The sequence below is a fragment of the Streptomyces sp. NPDC015345 genome, from assembly GCF_043078805.1.
In the GTDB taxonomy this organism is placed as follows: domain Bacteria; phylum Actinomycetota; class Actinomycetes; order Streptomycetales; family Streptomycetaceae; genus Streptomyces.
Genome location: NZ_JBIBTX010000001.1, coordinates 600,683 through 621,523, shown reverse-complemented (window position 1 = coordinate 621,523; position 20,841 = coordinate 600,683). Strand labels below are relative to the sequence as shown.

General features: G+C 71.3%; 16 protein-coding genes. 11 read left to right on the top strand and 5 right to left on the bottom strand.

Annotated features, from left to right (window positions below):
* Both ACF062_RS02870 and ACF062_RS02865 read left to right on the top strand, forming a co-directional pair.
* Positions 1-243 carry a hypothetical protein gene (locus ACF062_RS02870; protein WP_392134837.1) on the top strand — a complete coding sequence of 81 codons (243 nt, stop codon included), beginning with the start codon at positions 1-3 and terminating at the stop codon, positions 241-243.
* A 386-nt stretch (positions 244-629) separates the two neighbouring features.
* The gene (locus ACF062_RS02865; RefSeq protein ID WP_392134835.1) at positions 630-812 is read left to right on the top strand and encodes a hypothetical protein; all 183 of its coding nucleotides are present in this window, start codon (positions 630-632) and stop codon (positions 810-812) included.
* A gap of 555 nt (positions 813-1,367) precedes the next feature.
* On the opposite strand, the gene ACF062_RS02860 is transcribed toward ACF062_RS02865, so the two are convergent.
* Together ACF062_RS02860 and ACF062_RS02855 are read right to left on the bottom strand one after the other, a co-directional pair.
* A complete protein-coding gene (locus tag ACF062_RS02860) occupies positions 1,368-1,613 on the bottom strand; it encodes a hypothetical protein (protein ID WP_392134832.1) in 246 nt (81 codons plus the stop codon).
* Positions 1,601-1,786: a hypothetical protein gene (locus tag ACF062_RS02855; RefSeq protein WP_392136468.1), complete on the bottom strand. Its 186-nt coding sequence runs from the start codon at positions 1,784-1,786 to the stop codon at positions 1,601-1,603. The genes ACF062_RS02860 and ACF062_RS02855 overlap by 13 nt, the downstream gene beginning before the upstream one ends.
* A 267-nt stretch (positions 1,787-2,053) precedes the next feature.
* Here ACF062_RS02855 and ACF062_RS02850 point away from each other — a divergent pair, with 267 nt between their 5' ends.
* A complete protein-coding gene (locus ACF062_RS02850; RefSeq protein WP_392136465.1) occupies positions 2,054-2,773 on the top strand; it encodes an XRE family transcriptional regulator in 720 nt (239 codons plus the stop codon).
* A gap of 2 nt (positions 2,774-2,775) precedes the next feature.
* Positions 2,776-3,246, top strand: a complete 471-nt coding sequence (locus ACF062_RS02845; protein WP_388347236.1) for an NUDIX domain-containing protein — start codon at positions 2,776-2,778, stop codon at positions 3,244-3,246.
* 248 nt (positions 3,247-3,494) lie between these two features.
* Here the strand turns inward: ACF062_RS02845 and ACF062_RS02840 are convergent, their stop codons facing one another.
* Both ACF062_RS02840 and ACF062_RS02835 read right to left on the bottom strand, forming a co-directional pair.
* Positions 3,495-3,857, bottom strand: a complete 363-nt coding sequence (locus tag ACF062_RS02840) for a DoxX family protein (protein WP_392134829.1) — start codon at positions 3,855-3,857, stop codon at positions 3,495-3,497.
* Positions 3,858-4,020: 163 nt separating this feature from the next.
* A complete protein-coding gene (locus ACF062_RS02835) occupies positions 4,021-4,515 on the bottom strand; it encodes a cupin domain-containing protein (protein ID WP_392134826.1) in 495 nt (164 codons plus the stop codon).
* An 80-nt stretch (positions 4,516-4,595) separates the two neighbouring features.
* Between ACF062_RS02835 and ACF062_RS02830 the strand changes: the two genes are divergently transcribed.
* Both ACF062_RS02830 and ACF062_RS02825 read left to right on the top strand, forming a co-directional pair.
* A complete protein-coding gene (locus ACF062_RS02830) occupies positions 4,596-5,447 on the top strand; it encodes a LysR family transcriptional regulator (protein ID WP_392134823.1) in 852 nt (283 codons plus the stop codon).
* Between the two features lie 240 nt (positions 5,448-5,687).
* Positions 5,688-6,200, top strand: a complete 513-nt coding sequence (locus tag ACF062_RS02825) for an SUKH-3 domain-containing protein (protein WP_392134820.1) — start codon at positions 5,688-5,690, stop codon at positions 6,198-6,200.
* Between the two features lie 392 nt (positions 6,201-6,592).
* On the opposite strand, the gene ACF062_RS02820 is transcribed toward ACF062_RS02825, so the two are convergent.
* A complete protein-coding gene (locus ACF062_RS02820) occupies positions 6,593-6,841 on the bottom strand; it encodes a response regulator transcription factor (RefSeq protein ID WP_392134817.1) in 249 nt (82 codons plus the stop codon).
* Positions 6,842-7,178: 337 nt separating this feature from the next.
* Here ACF062_RS02820 and ACF062_RS02815 point away from each other — a divergent pair, with 337 nt between their 5' ends.
* From ACF062_RS02815 to ACF062_RS02795, 5 genes are all read left to right on the top strand, one after another.
* On the top strand, positions 7,179-8,444 hold the full coding sequence (locus ACF062_RS02815; protein ID WP_392134814.1) for an MFS transporter: 1,266 nt from the start codon (positions 7,179-7,181) through the stop codon (positions 8,442-8,444).
* The gene (locus ACF062_RS02810) at positions 8,441-11,707 is read left to right on the top strand and encodes a type I polyketide synthase (protein WP_392134811.1); all 3,267 of its coding nucleotides are present in this window, start codon (positions 8,441-8,443) and stop codon (positions 11,705-11,707) included. Before ACF062_RS02815 ends, ACF062_RS02810 begins: the two co-directional genes overlap by 4 nt.
* A complete protein-coding gene (locus ACF062_RS02805; protein WP_392134808.1) occupies positions 11,704-19,131 on the top strand; it encodes a MupA/Atu3671 family FMN-dependent luciferase-like monooxygenase in 7,428 nt (2,475 codons plus the stop codon). The genes ACF062_RS02810 and ACF062_RS02805 overlap by 4 nt, the downstream gene beginning before the upstream one ends.
* A 168-nt stretch (positions 19,132-19,299) precedes the next feature.
* Positions 19,300-19,773, top strand: coding sequence for a hypothetical protein (locus tag ACF062_RS02800; RefSeq protein WP_392134805.1), 474 nt, complete (start codon positions 19,300-19,302; stop codon positions 19,771-19,773).
* A gap of 119 nt (positions 19,774-19,892) precedes the next feature.
* Complete coding sequence (locus tag ACF062_RS02795) at positions 19,893-20,840, top strand: aminoglycoside phosphotransferase family protein (RefSeq protein WP_392134802.1); 948 nt, start codon at positions 19,893-19,895, stop codon at positions 20,838-20,840.
* Position 20,841 lies beyond the last annotated feature (1 nt).

Here is a 20,841-nt window from a genome sequence, read left to right as displayed (position 1 = left end):
ATGCCTGTCTCTCCAGAGTTGCGCGCCGCACTTCAAAGATTGAGAGAAGTGCGGTCCAAAAGGCCTCAAGGTGAGCGTGAGACCGAATCTTTTGCCGCATGGCGGGAAATGATTGCAGACGCGTTGGATTCACTGGCTGGCGTTCTGATCTATCAGGAAGATCGCCAGAGAGCTGCCGCTGAAGCGGCCGCTGCCCGCGCTGAAGCGGAAAGAATTCGCGTCGAGCTGGACAAGCTGGCCTGATCGATAGGCATTTGCTCTGATCTGTCTTTTTCTGCAACTGCGTTGCGGGAATGGCCTTGCATGTGCCAGAAGCCCCGCCGAGAGTGATCTCGGTGGGGCTTCTGTGCCGCTTGACGGCAACGCTGACGGCAACGTCAGCGGACGACGGCTGCGGTGGGCGGGTCGTCTGGATCGTCGGTCGGGCTGAGGACGCTGCCGAGGGTATCGATGGCCTGACGCTGGAGGTGCCTCGCGGGCGATCTCATCGCGCAGCAGGTAGTTCGTGATCGTCCCGTGGTGCTTGCCCGGCTCCGGTTCCTGGCGGACGTGTTGCCGCCACCGAGTTCGCCGACCTCAGCGACGAGGAGCTGCTGGCGCGGGAAGCAGAGCTCGACCGACGATGGGACGTGGTTCGGGAGGAGCATCAGCGGCTTTACGGCGAGCGCCGGAAGGCCAAGCGGGAGAAGAGCCGACGCGGCCTGTTCCTGCCACCCTTGCATGACGACGACGCCGAGCCGGACATGTCGCCGAGCGAGAAGCTGAACACCGCGCTGACCGAATCGAAGAAGCGCCGGCAACAGCGGCCCTGACCATCGACCGGGCAACTCGATCAGTGGGTGAGCTGTTCAGAGTTTCTTTACTTGATCAAGGGCGTCCCGCTGACGCGGGCCGCCGCGCGCCGGCGGTCGGTGACCGCCGCCCGCTCCTGTCTGCCGCCCCGCCGGCGACGGCCGCCGACCACTCGGCGCGCAGAGCCCGGGAGCGTAAGCCGGACCCCCAATCGGAAGCCCCGGTCCGACCGCTCAGCAGCAGACTGGCCGGGCACCTGAGAGGCCGCCCGGGGGCTCGCGCCGTCCCGGACGCGCCCATGCTTGCTGCCTGGCTGGGGGCCGTGACGATGGAGATAACTGGGCTGATGGCGGTGCGGGGTTGAGCGAGACACACGTGGCGGGTGATCGGTTGGCGCGCCCACCGTCGTGGCTGACTTTCTGTGGCAGAGGTCAGAACCCCCATGGGCACGGCACGCACGTGAGGGCCCGTCCCTGCCGGGGCTGACGAGTGCGGGGGAGCCTCGATCGGCTGCGCCCGGCAGGGACGGGAGTTGGGTGGTCAGCGCGGTGCGGCACCTGGGCGAGCGAGGCGGATCACGTCTGGTGCCAGGTCCGCCAGGGGCGGGTGATGATCTCCCGGTAGGTGTGGTGGGACGGGTTCTGACCGCAGTGCCGCAACACCCACTCCTGCGGTTCGGCGAACTCCTCGCTCGTCGGTGAGGTCTCTCCGTCCACGGCGCACTGCATCGCGTACAGGACTGGCTCCGCGTCCGGCTCGCGGTCGGGTTGGAGCGTCCAGGTCTCGTAGCGCAGGACCGAGCGAGGGGTCACCGTCCCCACGTCCGGTTGGCCACGGCCACCTTCGCGCTCAACTCCTCCGTCGGAGTCGGTGGGCGAACGTCCTCGGGCAGCACGTCCCACTCCCGGCCACCGCGCGGCGGCCGAAGCTGCGCGTACGTCCCCACACGCCCCATCACCACGCCCACCTTGCCGTTCCGCTGGTCGACCACCAGGGCACCGGCATAGAGCGAGACGGTGTGCCCGTCGGCATCAGAGGTGGGGTGGTACTCATTCGCACGGTGACGCTCCTCGGCGGCGTTGATACGTGCCCCTGGGCCTGTTGGCGCCGCAGGGTCGGCACCGATCCTCACGCCGGTCACCGGGACGAAGGAACCTCCACCAAACCCCACTTCGGGACGTCCCGCACCGTGTAGAACGTCCCTAGTGCCGCCCTGAGACGAAGGGGGAGACTCGTGCCGAACGAGAGACTACGAGCCGTCATGGCGGCGGGAGGCTGGACGTACGCCGCACTCGCTCAGCAGGTCGAGGTCGACCCCAAGTCGGTCGAGCGCTGGGTGAACCTCGGGCGTATCCCACGTCGTGCCACCGCCCTCCAGGCGGCCAAAGCCCTGGGAGAAGACGTGCACGCACTCAGGCCGGCGCTCCGCCAGGCCCGCCCCGCCCGCGCCATCAGCCCCGAACTGGTCGCGCTCTACGAACAGCGGGCCGACATCCCCGTCTCGACGTTCACCGACCTGATGGCCCAAGCCCGGGAACGGATCGACATCCTCGTCTACGCGGCAGTCTTCCTCCACGAGGCGTACCCGCGGCTGAACGAACTCCTCACCGAACGCGCCGCCGAAGGCTGCACCGCCCGCATCGCGATCGGGGACCCCGACAGCGACAACGTCCAAGCCCGCGGCCAGGAAGAGCGGTTCGGCCACGGCATCGAATCCCGCTGCCGCCTCGCACTCATGCACTACAAGCCGCTCGCCGACACCCCCGGCATCGAAGTCCGCACCCACGGCACCACGCTCTACAACTCCCTCTACCGGGCCGACGACCAGCAACTCGTCAACGCACACGTCTGGGGCGCCAACGCCTACGCAGCCCCCGTGTGGCACCTTCGCCGTCACGAGACAGGCGGCATGTTTGACACCTACGCCGACAGCTTCGACGCCGTGTGGGCGACCGCAACCCCCGTACGAGAGGAAGACTGACCGTGGCCCGCACCGAGTACTACGACGACCCCAACGCGCCCAAGCCGAACAGCATGGTCGTCGCCGCTTCCGCCGTCGTCACCGACGACCACGGACGCATCCTCCTCCAGCGCCGCCGCGACAACGACCTCTGGGCACTGCCCGGAGGCGGCATGGACCTCACCGACTCCCTGCCAGGCACAGCCGTCCGCGAGGTCAAAGAGGAGACCGGCCTCGATGTCGAGATCACCGGCCTAGTCGGCACCTACACCGACCCGAAACACATCATCGCCTACACCGACGGCGAGGTCCGGCGACAGTTCAACGTCTGCTTCACCGCCCGCATCACCGGCGGCCAACTGACAATCTCCGACGAGTCCACCGAGCTCCGGTTCGTGCCGCCGGAAGAGATCGAGCAGCTGCCGATGCACCACACTCAACGACTCAGGCTCCAACACTTCCTGGAACAGCGCGAAAAGCCGTACCTGGGCTGAACCGTCTGACGGCAGTAGCGACGGCAACAACCCCGCACAACCACGAACGCCCACGCACCTCACCGGACCAGCAAACCGCACTTGACCTGTGAAATAGCAGGTAGTGGTTTTGTTCACGAATAGCGACAGCAGATGTACGCGTCACCGAGCAGCACACGGATGGCGGCGTGTTCGATGTTCATGAGAAATGACAGCGGCCGCGCGGCCGCAGGCCCGCAGCCGCATCCACCGGGCGAGAACTGGGTCGTTCACAGCCAGGTGGTGGCCAGCCAGGTGATCACGGCCGCAGTTGCGATGAGCCCGACGTTGAGTGTGATCTGGCGATCTTTGCCGGTCAGGTGGACAGTGGTCGCGCCGATCTGCAGGATCACGAACCCGATGGCCGCAGCCAGTGCCAACCAGGGTGCGATGCCGGTCAGTGGGGGCAGGATCAGCCCGGTCGCGCCGAGTACTTCGACCGTCCCCAGCACCCTGACAGCGGGCAGGGGTATGCGGTCGACCCAGGCCATCATCGGGCGAAGCTGATCGCGGCTGCGGATCACCTTCATCGCGCCTGCGTAGATGTAGAAGAGGGCGAGCAGTCCGGCGACGATCCAATATGCGATGTTCATGATTCCCATCCACGGCCACCGGTTGCAGGTGACTCGTCGATTCCCAGGGCACCCCCTGGAGAAGGCCGGGCCATTGTCTGAGCGACCCGGAAGGCGAAAGGCGGGAGTGCCCCGGCTGCGCTGGTCAGGTGGAGGACGGCCGGGCGGTTTCATCCCGCCGGCTTCAGGTGAGGTCGGTGGCGGGCTCGGTCGCGTAGCGGCTCATCGCGCGGATGCTGGCCTGTGGCGTCAGCGGCTGGTCGCCGGCCATCACGTCCTGGAGGTCTCGGAAGTACTGCACGTACAGGTCGGGGGTGAATGTGCTGAGCATGACGGCGGGTTGGTCGGTCAGGTTGGCGAAGGTGTGCGGGACGCCGGGCGGGACCATCACGAGCGTGCCCGTGGTGGCGTCGTAGTCCTTTTCCCCGACGGTGAACCGCACGGTGCCGGAGAGGATGTAGAAGCCCTCGTCGTGCTGGGCGTGGCGGTGCTGCGGCGGTCCGGGGGTGTGCGGGGCGAGGACGGACTCGGAGATTCCGAGGCGGTGCCTGGTATGGCTGCCGTCTTCGAGGACGCGCATGCGCGTGGTGCCCATGACGATCGTCTCGCCGTCGTCGGGACCGACCACCGATACGGTGGGGTCGGCCTGCGGTTCGCTCGTCTTCGCTTCGTCGGTCATGCCCCGAGTGCACCGCCAGGGCCCTGCGGCTGTCCAAGACTCATTCCGTAGCGCCGATACCTTGTGGGTATCGTTGCAGCGTGGAGCTACGTGTCCTGCGCTACTTCGTGGCGGTCGCCGAGGAACTCCACTTCGGTCGGGCCGCCACTCGACTGCACATGAGCCAGCCGCCGCTGAGCCGGGCGATCAAGCAGCTGGAGACCGAGGTCGGTGCCCTGCTGTTCGCCCGCTCGCCTGCCGGCATCACGCTCACCCCGGTGGGCGCAGTGCTGCTCGATGAGGCGCGGGCCCTGCTCGAACAAGCCGACCGCGTCCGTGAACGCGTGACCGCGGCGGCCGGCGTCGCGACCATCACCGTCGGCATCCTGGGCGACAGCACTGATCCGGGAGCGACCAGGCTGGCCGCCGCTTACCGCCGGAGCCACCCCGGCATCGACATCCGCGTCCGTGACACCGACCTGACCGACCCGACCTGCGGGCTGCGCGCCGGACTGGTCGACGTCGCCCTGACTCGGGCGCCGTTCAACGAGACCGCCCTGACGGTGCGTGAGCTGCGTACCGATCCGGTAGGCGTAGTCCTGCGCGCCGACGATCCGCTGGCCCGCCGCGGTCGGCTGCAGCTGGCCGACCTGGGCGACCGCCGCTGGTTCCAGTTCCCGCGGGGAACCGACCCGATCTGGCAGTCGTACTGGAACGGCGGCGAGCCGCGCGAGGGCCCAGTGGTGCGCGTCGTCCAGGAATGCCTTCAGGCCGTGCTGTGGAACGGCACAGTCGGCCTGGCCCCGCTCGGACACGACCTGCCCGCACAGCTGGCCGCAGTGCCGCTGATCGACATGGCGCCAAGCCGAGTCGTGGCGGTGTGGAACGAAGGTGACACCAACCCGTTGACCCGATCCTTCATCGAGATCGCGACAGCTGCGTACCGCCGCTGAGTACCTCCGCCGCAGCTCATGAACAATTCGAACACGGCGGCCCTCAAGACTGCCTCCCGAAGTGGTGAACATCTGCCGCCGGTTCTCGTGTACAGAGCCAAGGTAGAGGGGTCCGCGTAGCACACGTGCTGTGTGCTGGCGGGGGCTACGCCGGTACTCGTTCACAACTGCAATCTGGGTGACTATGCCGACAGCGTTCGCAACGAACGGCCGACTGCTGGAAGACCTGGAGATCAACTGATGTCCTTGATTCGCTTCGACTCGCTCCGCGAGGATCTGCTTGGGGCGCTTGTTGCGTCCGGATGGAGCGCGGACAGGAAGGTTGACCCAGGTCAATGGGTCGTGCCGCTGGAGGGAGAAGGGTACCGATCCCATCCATTGGCAGAGGAAATCCTCGCGGCGGTGGGAGGGCTCTCAATCGAGCCAGTAAATCGAGTCGGCCCGAACTTCAGTAATGACGAGCCTTGCAATTTCGATCCCATCGCCGCTGGGTCAGGGCAGCGTGATCTAGCAATAGAGGTGGAGAGTGTTCTCGGTGGGGATTATTTCCCCATCGGTGAATGGCTCAGTTATTCAAGCGTTTTCGTAGAAGCCGGGGGGAGGGTGGTTGCTGCTGGCATGGGTTGGATTTGGGAGCTTGGTTCCACCTTTGAAGACTCCCTGGAGCTGGCGGTCTGCGCGAATCGCCCACTGAACTGTCTGCACTCCGATCCGGGACTCGATCCTTGGCCGAGACCTGATCCTCGTTGGTGAATCTCGGCCGCGTAGAGCTTCATGTAACGGGGCTTCTGGCCGGGTTGACGGCAGTAGTTGACGGCAACGGCGGCGGACACCTGGGTGTCCGCCGCCGTCGCCGTACGTATGTCAGGGGTGGTCGAGGAGTTCCTTGATCACGACGAGGTCGATGCCCTGTTCGCCCGCCGGTTGGTTGAAGCCCTGGCGGAAGCGCTCAGGGGCGCGGGCTCGCGCGGAGTGTGCATCCCGGGTCAGGGAGGGCGGCCGAGGATGCCTGACTCCTCGAATGCCGGCGCACACCCGGTACGCAGCGCTTCCCGGGGCCGCTACCGCTTCCGCGAGCGGGTGAGCGCTGAGGGGGATTCTGTGTGTCGTCCGGGAGTACGGCCAGGTGATCGCAGGACATCGGCTCAGGGCGCCGATCGAGGTCCGGCCGGCGTCGCCGCGTCCTCCGTCATGCTCAGGTGGATCAGATGCGCCACCGTCGGCGCCGTCCGCTTGCTGCGGATGCGGCGCAGGTACGTGCTCACCGTGTGCACGCTGATGCCCAGCCGCCGGGCCACCTGCTTGTGGGAGAGGCCTGCCGCGATGTGCGCCAGCACCTGACGCTCTCGCTGGGACAGCGCCGGAGCGCTCTGCGGGCGGCTGGTTGCTGGCATGTTCCCTCCGGGAGGGACTGGCTACTGGCGACTTCTACGAGGCTGTGACCGTGACTCGACTTGATCTAACCATGGCCGTGCGGAAACAGAAAGGAATCCCCGCACCCCTCGTGGCGCCCCCTCGTGCCCCTCCTGACGCCCCCGCACAAGCCCCCCTGCTACCGAGCGCCATTGGCCTTGTCAAGTCACCAACTCGGGTGACTTTAGGCGCGCTTCCGAGCGGGTGAGTGTGAAGCCGTCTCGGCTGAGTCCAGCCGTGCACGGCCGGTGAACGGCAACAGAGCAGCGGTACAGAGGCGGACCAGGGGGAACGTTGAGGCACTTTCGCCTGCTCGTCGTGGGTAACGCCGTATCGGCATACGGCAGTTACCTGAACATGGTCGCCCTCAACGTCTTCGTCTACGAGGTGACCGACAGCGCCCTGGCCGCCGGGCTGTTCATGACCGTACGTCTCATGACCAGCGTCGTATCCGGCTTTGTGAGCGGACGGCTGGTCTCGGCGTACGACCGCAAGAGGTTGATGGTCGGCGCCGATCTGACTCAGTGCCTCGCCATGGTAGCGCTGCTGATCGCCCCCGAGGCCGGACGGGCGGGGCTGCTGTACGTCCTCGCCGTCGTCACCGGGTTCTGCTCGACCCTCTCGGGCGTCGCCCTGCGCAGCAGCATCCCGGAGATCGTCGGCGGCGAGCTGCGCGTGCGCGCCAACTCGCTGCTCGCCACGGGGCGTTCACTCGCGATGATCGCCGGGTTCGCCTCCGCGGGCGTCATCGTCGCGAAGCTCGGCTACGTCGCCGCCATCTCCCTCGACGCCGCCTCCTTCGCCGTCTCGGCCAGTGTCCTTCTCGCCCTGCCGATCCGCACCAAGGCGGCCGCGTCGCAGGCAACCGAGTCGCAGGAGCCACAGGAGGCGGACAAGGACGGAGGGAGGCGTGCGCGGCGACGGCAGGCCGGTTCGCTGCTGTTGCTGCGCGCCGCCCCCGTGCTCGCCGTCATGATCGCCGTCCGAGCCGCCGACGGCCTCGGGTCGTCGTCCCACAACGTCGCCCTGCCCGTCTACTCCAGCGCCCTCGATCCCTCGCATCCCGCCACGTTCGTCAGCCAGTTCTGGGCCACGTGGGCCATCGGCAACATCGTCATGCAGCAGGTGTGCGGACGCTGGGCCGGGCGCGGCGGGCGGCAGGGGCCGGGGGAGCGGGCCTTCGCGATCGGGGCCTGTGTGATGTCGGCCGCGTTCATCGTGGTCTTCGCCGGGCTGCCCACGGGGGTGGCCGTCGTGGCGGCCCTGGTGGCAGGCATGGCCGACGGGCTCACCGAGATCGCCTACGTCAGCCGGCTCCAGGCGGCACCCGACGCGCAGCGCGGCCGGCTCTTCGGCCTCTCCGCCTCGGTCGAGAACACCGGGTTCGGGCTCGGGATGCTCCTGAGCGGCGCGCTTCTCGACCACTTCCGGCCGCTCCAAGTCGTGGGGCTGCTGCATGGGCTGGCGATCGTCCTGTGCCTCGGGATGTTCGTCGTCATGGTGCGGTACGGCCGCCGGGACCGCCCCGCGCCCGAGACGGCGCCGGAACGCGACGTGCCGCCCGTCGAGAGCGAGGCCCGATGACCGTCAACGCCGCCCCCGATGCCGTGGCCGTCGTAGGGATGTCCTTCCGGCTGCCCGGCGCGGACACCCCCGAGGAGTACTGGCGCACGATCCGCGACGGCGCCGACCGCATCCGCCGCTTCACCGAGGCCGAACTGGCCGCCGCGGGCATCCCCGAGGAGCAGTACCGCGCCGACGACTTCGTGGGGGCCAGCGGCGTACTGGAGGGCATCGCGGGCTTCGACGCGGGCTTCTTCGGGATGAGCGCGCACGAGGCCCGCATCACCGACCCCCAGCAGCGGCTCTTCCTGGAGTGCGTGCACCATGCCCTGGAGAACGCCGGGTACGCGGGAGGGCAAGCGGCCGACAGCCACCACGTGGGCGTCTACGCCAGCACCGGCTACCACCTCTACTCCCTCCAGACCTACCTCCAGAACAACGTCCTGCCGGACGGCGTGGCCGACTGGGTGGCCGGGCTCCAGGTCACCATCGGCAACTTCACCGACTTCGCCGCCAACCGCGCCGCGTACCGCCTCGGCCTGACCGGCCCAGCCATCAACATCCAGACGGCGTGCTCCAGTTCGCTGACGGCGGTGTACCTCGCCGCGCAGTCCGTGGCCCACGGCGAGTGCGACATCGCGGTGGCCGGGGCCACCGCCGTGCACGTGCCGCAGGTCCTCGGCTACCAGTACGTCAAGGGGTCCATCCTCTCCAAGAGCGGTCACCTGCGGCCCTTCGACGCCGACGCCGACGGCACCGTCGGCGGCACGGGCGTCGCGGCCCTCGTGCTCAAGCGCCTCGACCGGGCGCTCGCGGACGGCGACCACGTCCACGGCGTCATCCGGGGCTGGGGAGTCAACAACGACGGCGCCGACAAGCGGGCGTTCTCCGCGCCCAGCGCCGACGGCCAGCGGGGCGCCATCCGGCGCGCCCTGGAGAAGGCGGGCGTCGGCGCGGACACCATCGGCTACCTGGAGACCCACGGGACCGGCACCTTCAAGGGCGACCCGATCGAGTTCGAGGGCGCCACCGCCGCGTTCCGCGCCGACACCGACCGCACCGGCTACTGCGCGCTCGGCTCGGTCAAGGCCAACATCGGTCACCTCGACGTGTGTTCGGGCCTGGCGAGCCTCATCAAGGCCCTGCTCGTGCTGCGGCACGGCGTCATCCCGCCGATGGCGGGCTTCCGCCGCCCGAACCCGGCCCTCGACCTCGCGGCGAGTCCGTTCTACATCCCCGAGTCGCCTCGCCCCTGGCCTCGCGGCGACGCGCCCCGCCGGGCCTGCGTCAGCTCCTTCGGCGTCGGCGGCACCAACGTCCACGTCGTCCTTGAAGAGGCCCCCGAGCCCGCGCCCCGCCCCGCCGCCGACACACCGCCACCCCCGGACATCCTCGTCGTCTCCGGTCACACCGAGGGGGCGCTCACCGACAACGCGCGGGCCCTGCGCGACCACCTGCGCGCGCACCCCGGCACGCACCCCGCGGACGTCGTGACGACGCTGGCGCTCGGCCGCGCCCACCGCAGGCACCGCCTCGCGGTACGCGGCGACACGGTGGCCGCGTTCACCGAGGCCCTCGACGCCTGGCTCGCGGACCCACAACCGGCGGCGGCCGGGACGGACGGGGCCGACACCGGGTTCCTCTTCACCGGACAGGGCAGCCTCCACCGGGGCGCGGCACGCCACCTCCACGACCGTTTCCCCGTCGTACGCGAGGTCCTGGACACCTGCGAGCGGCAGTACGCCGCGCTCACCGGCGGCGACAGCCTGCTGACCCCGCTGCTGGACCAGGAGGACCCCGGCGCCGAGCCCCCCTGGCCCACCGAACTGGCGCAGCCCGCGCTCTTCGCCCTCCAGTGCGCGCTGATCCGCCTATGGCGCGAGGCCGGGATCACGCCGAGTGTGGTGGCCGGGCACAGCGTGGGGGAGTACGCGGCGCTGTACGCGGCCGGGGTATTCGGCATCGAGGACGGGCTGTGCCTGACGGCGGGGCGCGGCGCGCTCATGCGCCGCCACTGCGCGCCCGGCGCGATGCTCGCGGTCCCGGTCGCGGCGCACGAGGCCGCGGAACTGGCCGCCGAGGTGCCCGGCGTCGAGCTCGCCGTCGTCAACGGCCCGCGCGGCCAGGTTCTCGCGGGCCCGGCCGCGGCCGTGGAGCGCCTGAAGACCCTGCTGGCCGCGCGCGGGGTCCCGGCGCGTGAGCTGCCGGTGCGGCACGCGTTCCACACGGCCCTGATGGACCCGGCCCTCGACGGGCTGCGCGAGCTGTGCGCGGAGGTGGAGTTCAGGCCGGTCGAGGTGCCGTTCGTGAGCGGCCTCGACGGGCGCACCCGGCCGCCGGGCTGGCTCCCGGACACCGACTATCTCGTACGACAGACGCGTCAACCGGTGAGATTCGCCGACGCCCTGCACGAGCTCGGCACGTCGCACACGGGCACCGGCACGCTCCTGGAGCTCGGCCCGCACACCACACTCAGCGGGCTCGCACGGCGGCAGCTGCCGGACCGGGCGGCGTATCCGACGCTGCGGCGCGGCGGCGGACTCGCACCGCTCCGGGACGCGGCGGCCGGCCTCTACCGGGCCGGGGCACCGGTCGACTGGCGGGCCCTCATGGGCGGGGCGGGCCGCAGGATCCCCCTGCCCGGCTACCGCTTCCAGCACAAGGACTACTGGACAGGGCCGGAGAACCACCTTCCCCGGCCCGCACAACCGGCAAGGGATGGGGCCGAAGTGGCACAGGACGAGGCAGCGGTCGAGCGCGTGCTCCAGCACATCATCAAGGTCACGGCGCAACACCTCAGCTATGACACGAGCGAGATAGCGGAGGACGCTTCCTTCTTCGACCTCGGCGCGGACTCGCTGCAAATGATCGGCGTGCTGCGGGAGCTGGAGGAGGAGCACCGGGTCAAGGTGTCGATGCGGGAGCTCTTCGAGGAGGCGGGGTCGGCGAAGGGGCTGGCTCTGATCATCGTGCGCAAGATGGGGGGAGCGGGGGTGGCGCCCGCGTCGCCTGAGCCGCCGGCGCCCGCGCCCGCGCCTTCACTGACGGTTCCTGAGCCGCCCGCCCCGGCCCCCGAGGCCACGCCGACGCTCGCGCCTTCGCCGGCAGCACCGGAGCCGCCCGCCCCCGCACCCGCCGCCCAGGCCGAGTACGCCACCCGCCAGGAGGTCGAGGACCTCGTACGCCAGGTGCACCAGCTCTCGCAGATGCAGCTCCAGCTGATGGGCCAGCTCTCCCAGCTGCTGGCCGCCCAGACCGCCCAGACCGTCCGGACGGACCGATGAGCGCCCCCGGCCGCTCCGTCTCCGCGGCGGTCGACCAGGACCTCGCCGCGATGGCCGAGCTGTCGCAGCGCATCGCCGAGCAGATGGGCGTACCGGCGCAGGCATCCGCAGCCGAGGCCGCGCCCACCACCCAGGACGCGCCCCCCGCCGAGCGGGCCCGGCCCGCCCAGCACGGCCCGCGCCTGGAGGTGGCCCGCGCCTCCGGCATGGTCGGCGGGGGCTCGCCCGAGTCCCAGCGGGCCCACCTCGACGACCTGGTGCGCCGCTACACCGCCAAGACGCCCACGTCGAAGCGGATCGCCCAGCGCTACCGCCGGGTGCTGGCCGACAGCCGGGCCGCGGTGGGCTTCCGCAGCAGCACGAAGGAGATGCTGTACCCCATCGCGGGGCGGCGGGCCAAGGGCTCATGGCTGGAGGACGTCGACGGCAACCGCTACGTCGACATCACCATGGGCTTCGGCGTGCTGCTCTTCGGCCACGAGCCCGCCTTCGTCTCCGAGGCCGTGCGCGAGCACCTGTCGCGCGGCGTCCAGCTCGGCCCCCGCAACGTCGAGACGGGCGAGGCCGCCGAACTCCTCGCCGAGCTGACCGGCATGGAGCGGGTCGCCTTCGCCAACTCCGGCACCGAGGCGAACTCCGCCGCGATCCGCCTCGCCCGCGCCGCCACCGGCCGCACCCGGATCATCACCTTCGAGGGCGCCTACCACGGCCACAACGACAACGTCCTCGGCCGCTCCCCGCGCACCGGCGGCGAAGGCCTCACCACCGTCCCCATGTCCGCGGGCGTCCCGCAGAACGCCGTCGCCGACCTGCTGGTCCTGCCCTACGGCAGCGAGGAGAGCCTCGCCGTCATCGAGCGGCAGGCGGACGGCATCGCGGCCGTCGTCGTCGAGCCGGTGCAGAGCCGCCACCCGGCCCTCCAGCCCGCGGCCTTCGTACGACGGCTGCGCGAGCTGACCGCGCGGCACGGCATCGTGCTGCTCTTCGACGAGATGCTGACCGGCTTCCGCCCCGCGCCGCGCGGCGCCCAGGAGCTGTACGGCGTCACCCCCGACCTCGCCACCTACGGCAAGCTGCTCGGCGGCGGCTTCCCCATCGGGGCCATCGCGGGCCGCGCCGACATCATGGACGGCATCGACGGCGGGTACTGGAGCTACGGGGACGACAGCTACCCGCAGGCCGACACCACCTTCTTCGGCGGTACGTACATCCAGCACCCCGTGTCGATGGTCGCCGCGCGCGCCGTGCTGGCCCACCTCAAGGAGCACAGCCCCCGGCTCCAGGAGCGGCTGAACGCCCGTACCGACGAACTGGCCGGCACGCTCAACTCCTTCTTCGAGGCGGAGGAGTTCGCCCTGAGCATGAGCCACTTCGGCTCCATGTTCCGGTTCGAGCACCGCGCCGACATGGAGCTGCTCTACCACCACCTCATGCTGCGTGGCGTCCATGTGTGGGAGTGGCGCAACTTCTTCCTCTCCACCGAACACTCCGACGGCGACGTTGAGTTCATCGCGGACGCGGTCAAGGGGTCCTTGCGGGAGCTACGGGACGCGGGCTTCTTCCGTACGAAGGCGAAGGCGCTTCCGGTGGCTTCCGTGGCTCCGGTTGCCCCGGTTGCCGCGGTGCCGAAGCCGCAGGCCATGGCGTGGAACGGCGCCGCGGCCGCTGCCGCCGCCCCCGCCCGGCCCGTGGCGCCCCGCCCCCGCCCCCGCCCCCTCGACTTCGGCGTCTACTTCTTCGGCGACTACCCGCAGGACGAGAAGAGTCCCCGGCACGGCAAGTACGACCACCTCCTGGAGACCGCCCGCTTCGCCGACCGCAACGGCTTCCACTCCCTGTGGATCCCCGAACGGCACTTCCACTCCTTCGGCGGCCTCTTCCCCAACCCGGTCGTACTCGCCGCAGCGCTCGCCCGCGAGACCGAGCGCGTCCGCATCAACGCCGGCTCCGTCGTGCTGCCGCTGCACGACCCGATCCGCGTCGCCGAGGAGTGGTCGATGGTCGACAACCTCTCCGGGGGCCGCGTCGGCATCGGCTGCGCCAGTGGCTGGCACGCCAATGACTTCGTCTTCTTCCCCGAGCGGTTCGGCTCCCACAAGGAGACGATGTACGAACAGGTCGCCCAGGTGCGGCAGTTGTGGCGCGGCGAGTCCGTGCGCCGCACCACCGGCGCCGGGGAGAGCGACCTGCGGCTGTTCCCGCGGCCCGTCCAGGACGCCCCGCCGATGTACACGGCCGTCGTCGGCAACCCGGCATCGTACGAGCTGGCCGCACGCCATGACCTCGGCATCGTCACCAACCTCATGACGCAGGGCATCGAGCAGCTCCGCGAGAACATCGCCCTCTACCGCCGTACGCGCGCCGAGCACGGCCTGGACCCGGAGGCGGGGCGCGTGGCCGTGCTCCTGCACACCTACCTGGCGGAGGACCACGCGGCGGCGCGCGCGGAGGCCCGCGAGCCGTTGTCGCGGTACATGCGGGCGTCCTTGTCGCTGTTCGGCGGCGTCGCCAACAGCCTGGGGCATCAGGTCGACCTGTCGGCGATGTCGGAGGACGACCTGGACGTGCTCTTCCGCCGCGCCTACGACCGCTACTGCGACCAACGGGCCCTGATCGGCAGCCCCGAGAGCGTGCGGCCCGTGGTCGAGGAGGTGCGTGCCGCGGGCGCCGACGAGGTAGTGGCCCTGGTCGACTTCGGCGTGGCCGCCACCGCGATGAGATCCGGCCTGACCCACCTCAACGCTCTGCGCAGCGCCTGCGCGGTGCCCGCCACGTCTTCTCAGGGGGCAGTGCCCGCACCCGGCCCGGCGTCCGCCGCGTCTGCTCCGACGGCCGTGTCCGGGCTCGCGACGGCGCCCACCGCACCTGCTCCGACGACCGTGTCTGCCTCCGCTCCGGTGCCCGCCGCGCCTTCTCCCACGGCTGCCGCGCTCACTTCACCAGCCGCTCCCGGGACGGCTCCGGCGCCCGCCTCCGGGACTCCGCTCTCCCCCGGCCAGCAGCGGATCTGGTTCCTGGAGCGGATGCTCCCCGGCCGTACCGCGTACAACGAGACCAAGGCCATCGAGCTCGAAGGGCCGCTTGACGTCGGTGCCCTGCGCGCCGCCCTGCACGCGCTGGTCGAGCGGCACGAGCAGCTGCGTACCGTCTTCCGGGAAGTGGGCGGAGAGGCGCGGCAGTTCGCCCGGAGGCCGAGTGAGGTGGACTTCGCGGTCGTCGACGGGGCGACCCCCGGCGGTGACGTGGTCGCCGACGCCCTCAAGGCCGAGAGCGAGCGCCGCTTCGATCTGGCGGAGGGGCCGCTGTTCGTCACGCGCCTGGTCCGGCTGGGTACCGAGCGGCACGTCCTGATCCTGTCGCTGCACCACATCGTGATGGACGCGGCGTCGGCAGCCGTGCTCGCCCGCGACCTCTCCGCCCTGTACCGCGCGCGGCTCGCGGGCGCCCCGGACGCGGGGCTGCCCGCCCTCACCCGCACCTACGCCGACCACGCCCGCGGCCAGCTCGACTCGCTCGGCGGTGCGAAGGCGGCGGAGGACCTCGCGTACTGGAAGAAGGCGCTCGACGGCGACCTGCCGGTCCTCGCCCTGCCCACCGACCGGCCGAGGCCCGCCGTGATGACGTCGAACGGCCGCGCCCTGTTCCGGACGTTGTCACCCGAACTATCCGGTCAAGTCAGGGAGTTCGGGCGCAAGAGGCGCTGCACCCTCTTCATGACGCTGCTCGCCGGTTACGCGGCGGCGCTGGGCCGCGTCACCGGTCAGGACGACCTCGTCGTCGGCACCCCGATGTCGGACCGAACCCCGCCGTACGAGGACGTCGTCGGGTTCTTCGTGAACACCCTGGCGCTGCGCCTGGACCTCAGCGGCGACCCGGACTTCGGCACGCTCCTGGACCGCGTGCGCGCGGTCGCCCTGGACGCGTACGACCACGCGGACGTGCCCTTCGAGGCAGTCGTCCGGGAGCTGACCCCCGCGCGGGCGCTCGACCGGACGCCGGTCTTCCAGACGCTCGCCGAGTTCGAGCCGGACGACCCCTTCCGCTTCGACCTGCCCGGGGTACGCGCGACACCGCTCGACTCCGGCCCCGACAAGGCGCTGACCGACCTCAGCGTGTACTTCACCGACCAGCCGGACGGCATCCGCTGCCACCTGGAGTACAACACCGACCTCTTCGACGAGACGACGGTCGACGCGCTCTTCGGGACGTTCCGTGACGTCCTCGCGGAAGCGGTGGGCGACGGGTGGCGGCGCGGCCGCGTCCGGCAGCGCACCCGCAGCACCGTCCACGCCCTGGCCTCCCGCTGGGCGGAGGCGGCCCCCGACCGCACCGCCGTGATCAGCGGCGGCGAGACGCTGACCTACCGCGAGCTGGACCAGCGCGCCGAACGGCTCGCGGCCGTCCTGCGCGGCCGGGACGGCGGCGGCGCGCCGGTCGCCCTGTGGCTGCCGCGCGGCACCGACCTGATCGTCGCCATGCTCGCGGCGCTCAAGGCGGGCCACGGTTACGTGCCGCTGGACCCCGGCCAGGGCAGGGCGCGGGCCGAGACGATCCTCGCGGAGAGCGGCACCCGGATCCTCGTGGTCAACGGCGAGGAACCCGCGGACGCCCGGCCGACGCCCCCGCCCGGCACGGCCGTGGTGGACGCGGCGGCCGGGCCCGCGCCGGGTCCGCCGTACACCGCCCCGGCCCCCCGCTCCGCGCCCGGACCCGAGTCCCTCTGCTTCGCCATCTACACCTCCGGCAGCACCGGCACCCCCAAGGGCGTGGCCGTACCGCACCGGGCCGTGGTGGACCTTTGCCAGTGGCACCACGAACGCTTCGGGTTCACCGCGGACGACCGCAGCGCCGCCGTGTGCAGCCAGGGCTTCGACGCCGCCGCGCTGGAGATCTGGCCCGCGCTGACCGCCGGCGCCACGGTCGTCGTCGCCGACGAGACGGCCCGCAAGGACCCGGCCGCCCTGGCCCGCTGGTACACGGACCGGAAGATCACCTTCTCCATCCTGCCCACCGCCCTCGGTGAGGCGGTCCTCGCACTGCCGGACGACCTCCAGCCACCGCTGCGGCACCTGCTGCTGGGCGGCGACGTGCTGCGCACCCGGCCGCGCCCCGGCGCCCCGTACGAGACGGTGAATGTGTACGGGCCCACCGAGACGACGGTGCTGTGCACGGCCCACACGGTGGAGCCCGCCGGTAGCGGCGACGCGGCCATCGCACCTATCCCGATAGGGCGCCCCGTCGACAACGTCACGCTGCGGGTGCTCGACGCGCGGGGCCGCGAGGTGCCCGCGGGGGAGGCCGGGGAGCTGTACGTCGGCGGACCCGGCGTGGCCACCGGCTACCTGGGCCGGCCCGACCTGACGGCGGAGCGCTTCGTCCGCGATCCGCTGGGCGGCACGGAGCCGATGTACCGCACCGGGGACCTGGTGCGCCGGGACGAGTCGGGGGTCCTGGAATTTTTGGGCCGCGGCGACGACCAGGTGAAGATACGGGGCTACCGCGTCGAGCCCGAGGAGGTCACACGCGCCCTCAACGGCTGCGCGGGCGTCGCCGAGGCGGTCGTCCTGCCCCGCCGTGACCAGCGGGGCGAGGCCCGGCTCGGCGCCTATGTCGTACCCGCGACGCCGACTGCACGCCACCAGGAGCTCGCCGACCGCCTGACGGAGGAGCTGGCCGCGCGGCTGCCCGACCACCTGGTGCCGCGCGCCTGGTCCGTCCTGTCCGCGCTCCCGCTGTCCGGCAACGGAAAGCTGGACCGGGCCGCGCTGCCCGCCCCCGCGCTCATCACCTCGCCCACCGGCCCGGGCGGGCCCGGCAAGGCACCGGCCGCCACCACCCCCGCGCGCCCCGCGCCTCCCGCGGCGAGGGACGTCGAGGCGCGCCTGCGGGAGCTGTGGGCCGCGGAGTTCGAGCTGGACTCGGGCGCGGTCGGCCCCGACGCCTCGTTCTTCGAGCTGGGCGGCCACTCCCTCACCGCCATCCGCCTGGCCAACAGCGTGCGGGAGGAGTTCGGCGTCGAGTACCCCGTCGCCCGCTTCTACGAGGAGCCCACGCTGCGCGCGATGGCGGCGTACCTCGCGGACGGGACGGACGGCGACCCGGGTGACGTACTCGGCAGCGCCCCCGTCACCGCCCAGCAGAGCGCCTTCATCACCCGGCATCTGACCCACCCACGCCCGCAGATCTACAACGTGGCCATGCGCCTCACCTTCACGGGAACGCTGGACGTCCCGGCCCTGCGCACCGCGCTGACCGGCCTTGTCGCCCGCCACGAGGCGCTGCGCACCCGGCTCGTGGAGGACGCGGTCACGGGGGAGTGGCGGCAGGAGGCGTTGCGCCCCCGGCCGGTCGAGCTGCCCGAGGAGGACCTGTTCGCGCGCCTCGGTTCGGCGGCGGAAGCGGCGGCGGAGGGCGAGCGCCTGGCGGCGGAGACGGCTGCGGAGCCTTTCGACATCCGCGCCGAACTCGCCCCCGTACTCCGCCTGTTGCGCACCGGCCATGACCGCTGGGCGCTGCTCTTCGTCCTGCACCACGCCGCCTGCGACGGCTGGTCGGTCAGCGTCCTGCTGCGCGAACTGGCCGCGCTGTACCGCGCGGCGGCCACCGGGACGCCGCACGGCCTGGCCGTGAGCGTGCCGCAGCCGGGCGAGTACGCGCGCTGGCAGCGGGAGCACGGCCGCACCCAGGACCGGGGCCGCCTGGTCGACTACTGGGCGCGGGAGCTCAAGGGCGCGCCGTTCGGCCTGGCGCTGCCGCTGGACCGGCCCCGTCCGCAGAAGCTGAGCGGCGCCGGGGACGTGGTGCTGTTCACGGTGGAGCCGGCCGTACGGGCCGGTGTGGAGGCGATGGCGCGGCGGCACCGCACGACGCCCTTCGTGGTGACGGCGGCGGCCCTCGGGCGGCTGGTCGCGAAGGTGACGGGCGAGCCGGACGTCCTGCTCGCCATCTCCTACGCCAACCGCGAGCGGCGGGAGTTCGAGGCGCTCGCGGCCTGCACGGTGTCGTCCTTCACGCTGCGGATCCGCGGCGGCGAGGCCGCCTCGTTCGGGGCGCTGGTGGACCAGGTGGCGCGCGGCGCGGTCGGGGCCATCGACCATGCCGCGCCGATCCGGACGGTGGCGGCGGAGCTGACGGAGGCGCTCGGCACCGAGGTCCCGGACCGGCTGCCGCTCGGCTTCCAGTACCAGAGCTCGCTGGAGACGGACATCGAGTTGCCGGGTGTGACCACGGCGGTGGAGGACCTGGCGGTGCCCGGCGCGCGCTCGGAGTTCAACTTCGGCCTGATCCCCACGGGGGACGTCCTCTCCGGCTATCTGGAGTACTCGACCGACCTGTGGGACCGCGCGACGGTCGAGGCGTGGACGGGTGCGTACGTCGCTCTCCTGGCCGAGGGCGTCGCCGCCGCGGCGGAGGGGGAGAGCTGAGCGGCCGGATTTGGTCGTGACATGTCAATAATCATGGGGGTCTGCCTTGTCTCCTTCGGTGGCCTGTGCCTCAATGGGCGCGATCCCGCTGCCTGACGCTCCGTCAACACCCGTACAGCCGACCGGGATCGCTCCCCCCACCCTCCAGGCCAACGAAGGCAGGCCCCCATGCGACACGACACGCTCAGTAGAGGCATCGGCTCGGCCCTGGGCGCCGGCGTACTCGCCGTCGGCGCGCTCGCGATGGCACCCGCGGCCGGTGCCGTGGAGCCGCGGACCGCCACCCTCTCGTTCGACTGCGGATCGTTCGGCTCCGGGACGGCGACCCTCACCGCCGCCCAGAACGGCACCAGCGCCACCATCGAGGTGTCCACCTCGGCGATCACGGCCCCCATCGACGTGGCGGCGGGCTCCGTCGACTCGACCCTCACCCTCACCAAGAACGGCTCGGGGACGACCGCGTTCACCGGCAACTCCAACCCGGCCATACCCGCCGGCGGCCCCGTCTCCACGGGCCCCCTCACCGGGACCGTCGCCGCGGGCGACAGCCTCGCCGGGAAATCCCTGAAGATCGTCGTCTTCGGCATCACCGTGACCTGCGAGGCCACATCGGCGCAGTCGCCGGGACCGTTCGTCTTCTGACGCGCGACACGGGGCGGCGCCCGCCTCCGGGCAAGGGGCGCCGCCCTCAGGCGAGTTCACCGGCGCCGCCGTCGGAAAACCGTTCGCGGCCGCCCCCCGCCCGACACTACGGTGCCGTCATGCTGCCCGAGGTGACCACGGACGAGGAATGGGACCGCGTCGTCCCGGACGACGCGATCATGCGCCCCGGGGCGGAGGACCTGTGCGCGCGGCTCGGCCTGGGCGGAGCGCCCCTGACCCGCTACCCGGAAGGGTCACAGGCCGTCTACGCGATCGGCGACCGGCACGTGCTCAAGCTGTTCCCCGCGCTCGACGCCAGGGACTGCGTCACCGAGGCCCGCGTGCTCGGCCACGTCCAGGGCAGGCTGCCCGTCCCCACCCCCGAGCTCCACGACGTCGGCACGTACGTCAACGGCTGGCGCTACGTCCTGATGTCCCGCCTGCCAGGCGAAGGCCTCGCCACCGCCTGGCCCCGCATCCCGCGGGCGGACCGGGAGCGGATCATCACCGACGCCGCGCAGGCCCTCGCCGCGCTGCACGCCCTCGACCACGAACCGCTGGCCGACGTCCTCGGCCCCGGCGACTGGGACACCTTCCTCGCCGGGCAGCGCGCCGGCGCGGTGGAGCAGCAGCGCAAGCGTGGACTGCCCGAGAGCTGGCTTGAGCAGATCCCCGCCTTCCTGGACTCGGTGACACTGCCCGCCACCGGCACCGGCGAAGTGCACGGACCCGCCCTGCTGCACACCGAGTTCATGCGCCAGCACCTGGTCGTCGACCCCGACGACGGATGGCGCCTCACCGGCCTCCTCGACTTCGAGCCCGCCATGATCGGCGACCGGGCGTACGACTTCGTGGGCGTCGGACTCTTCGTCACCCGCGCCGAACCGGGGCTGCTCCCGCGCTTCATGAAGGCGTACGGCACGACGTACGATCCGCGCCAACTCCTCGCGTACACGCTGCTCCACGTGTACAGCCATCTGCCCTGGTACCTGCGCGAACTGCCCGCTCCGCCCGAGCCCACGCTCGACGCGCTCGCCGAGACGTGGTTCGGGCAGGACCTCTCGTAGG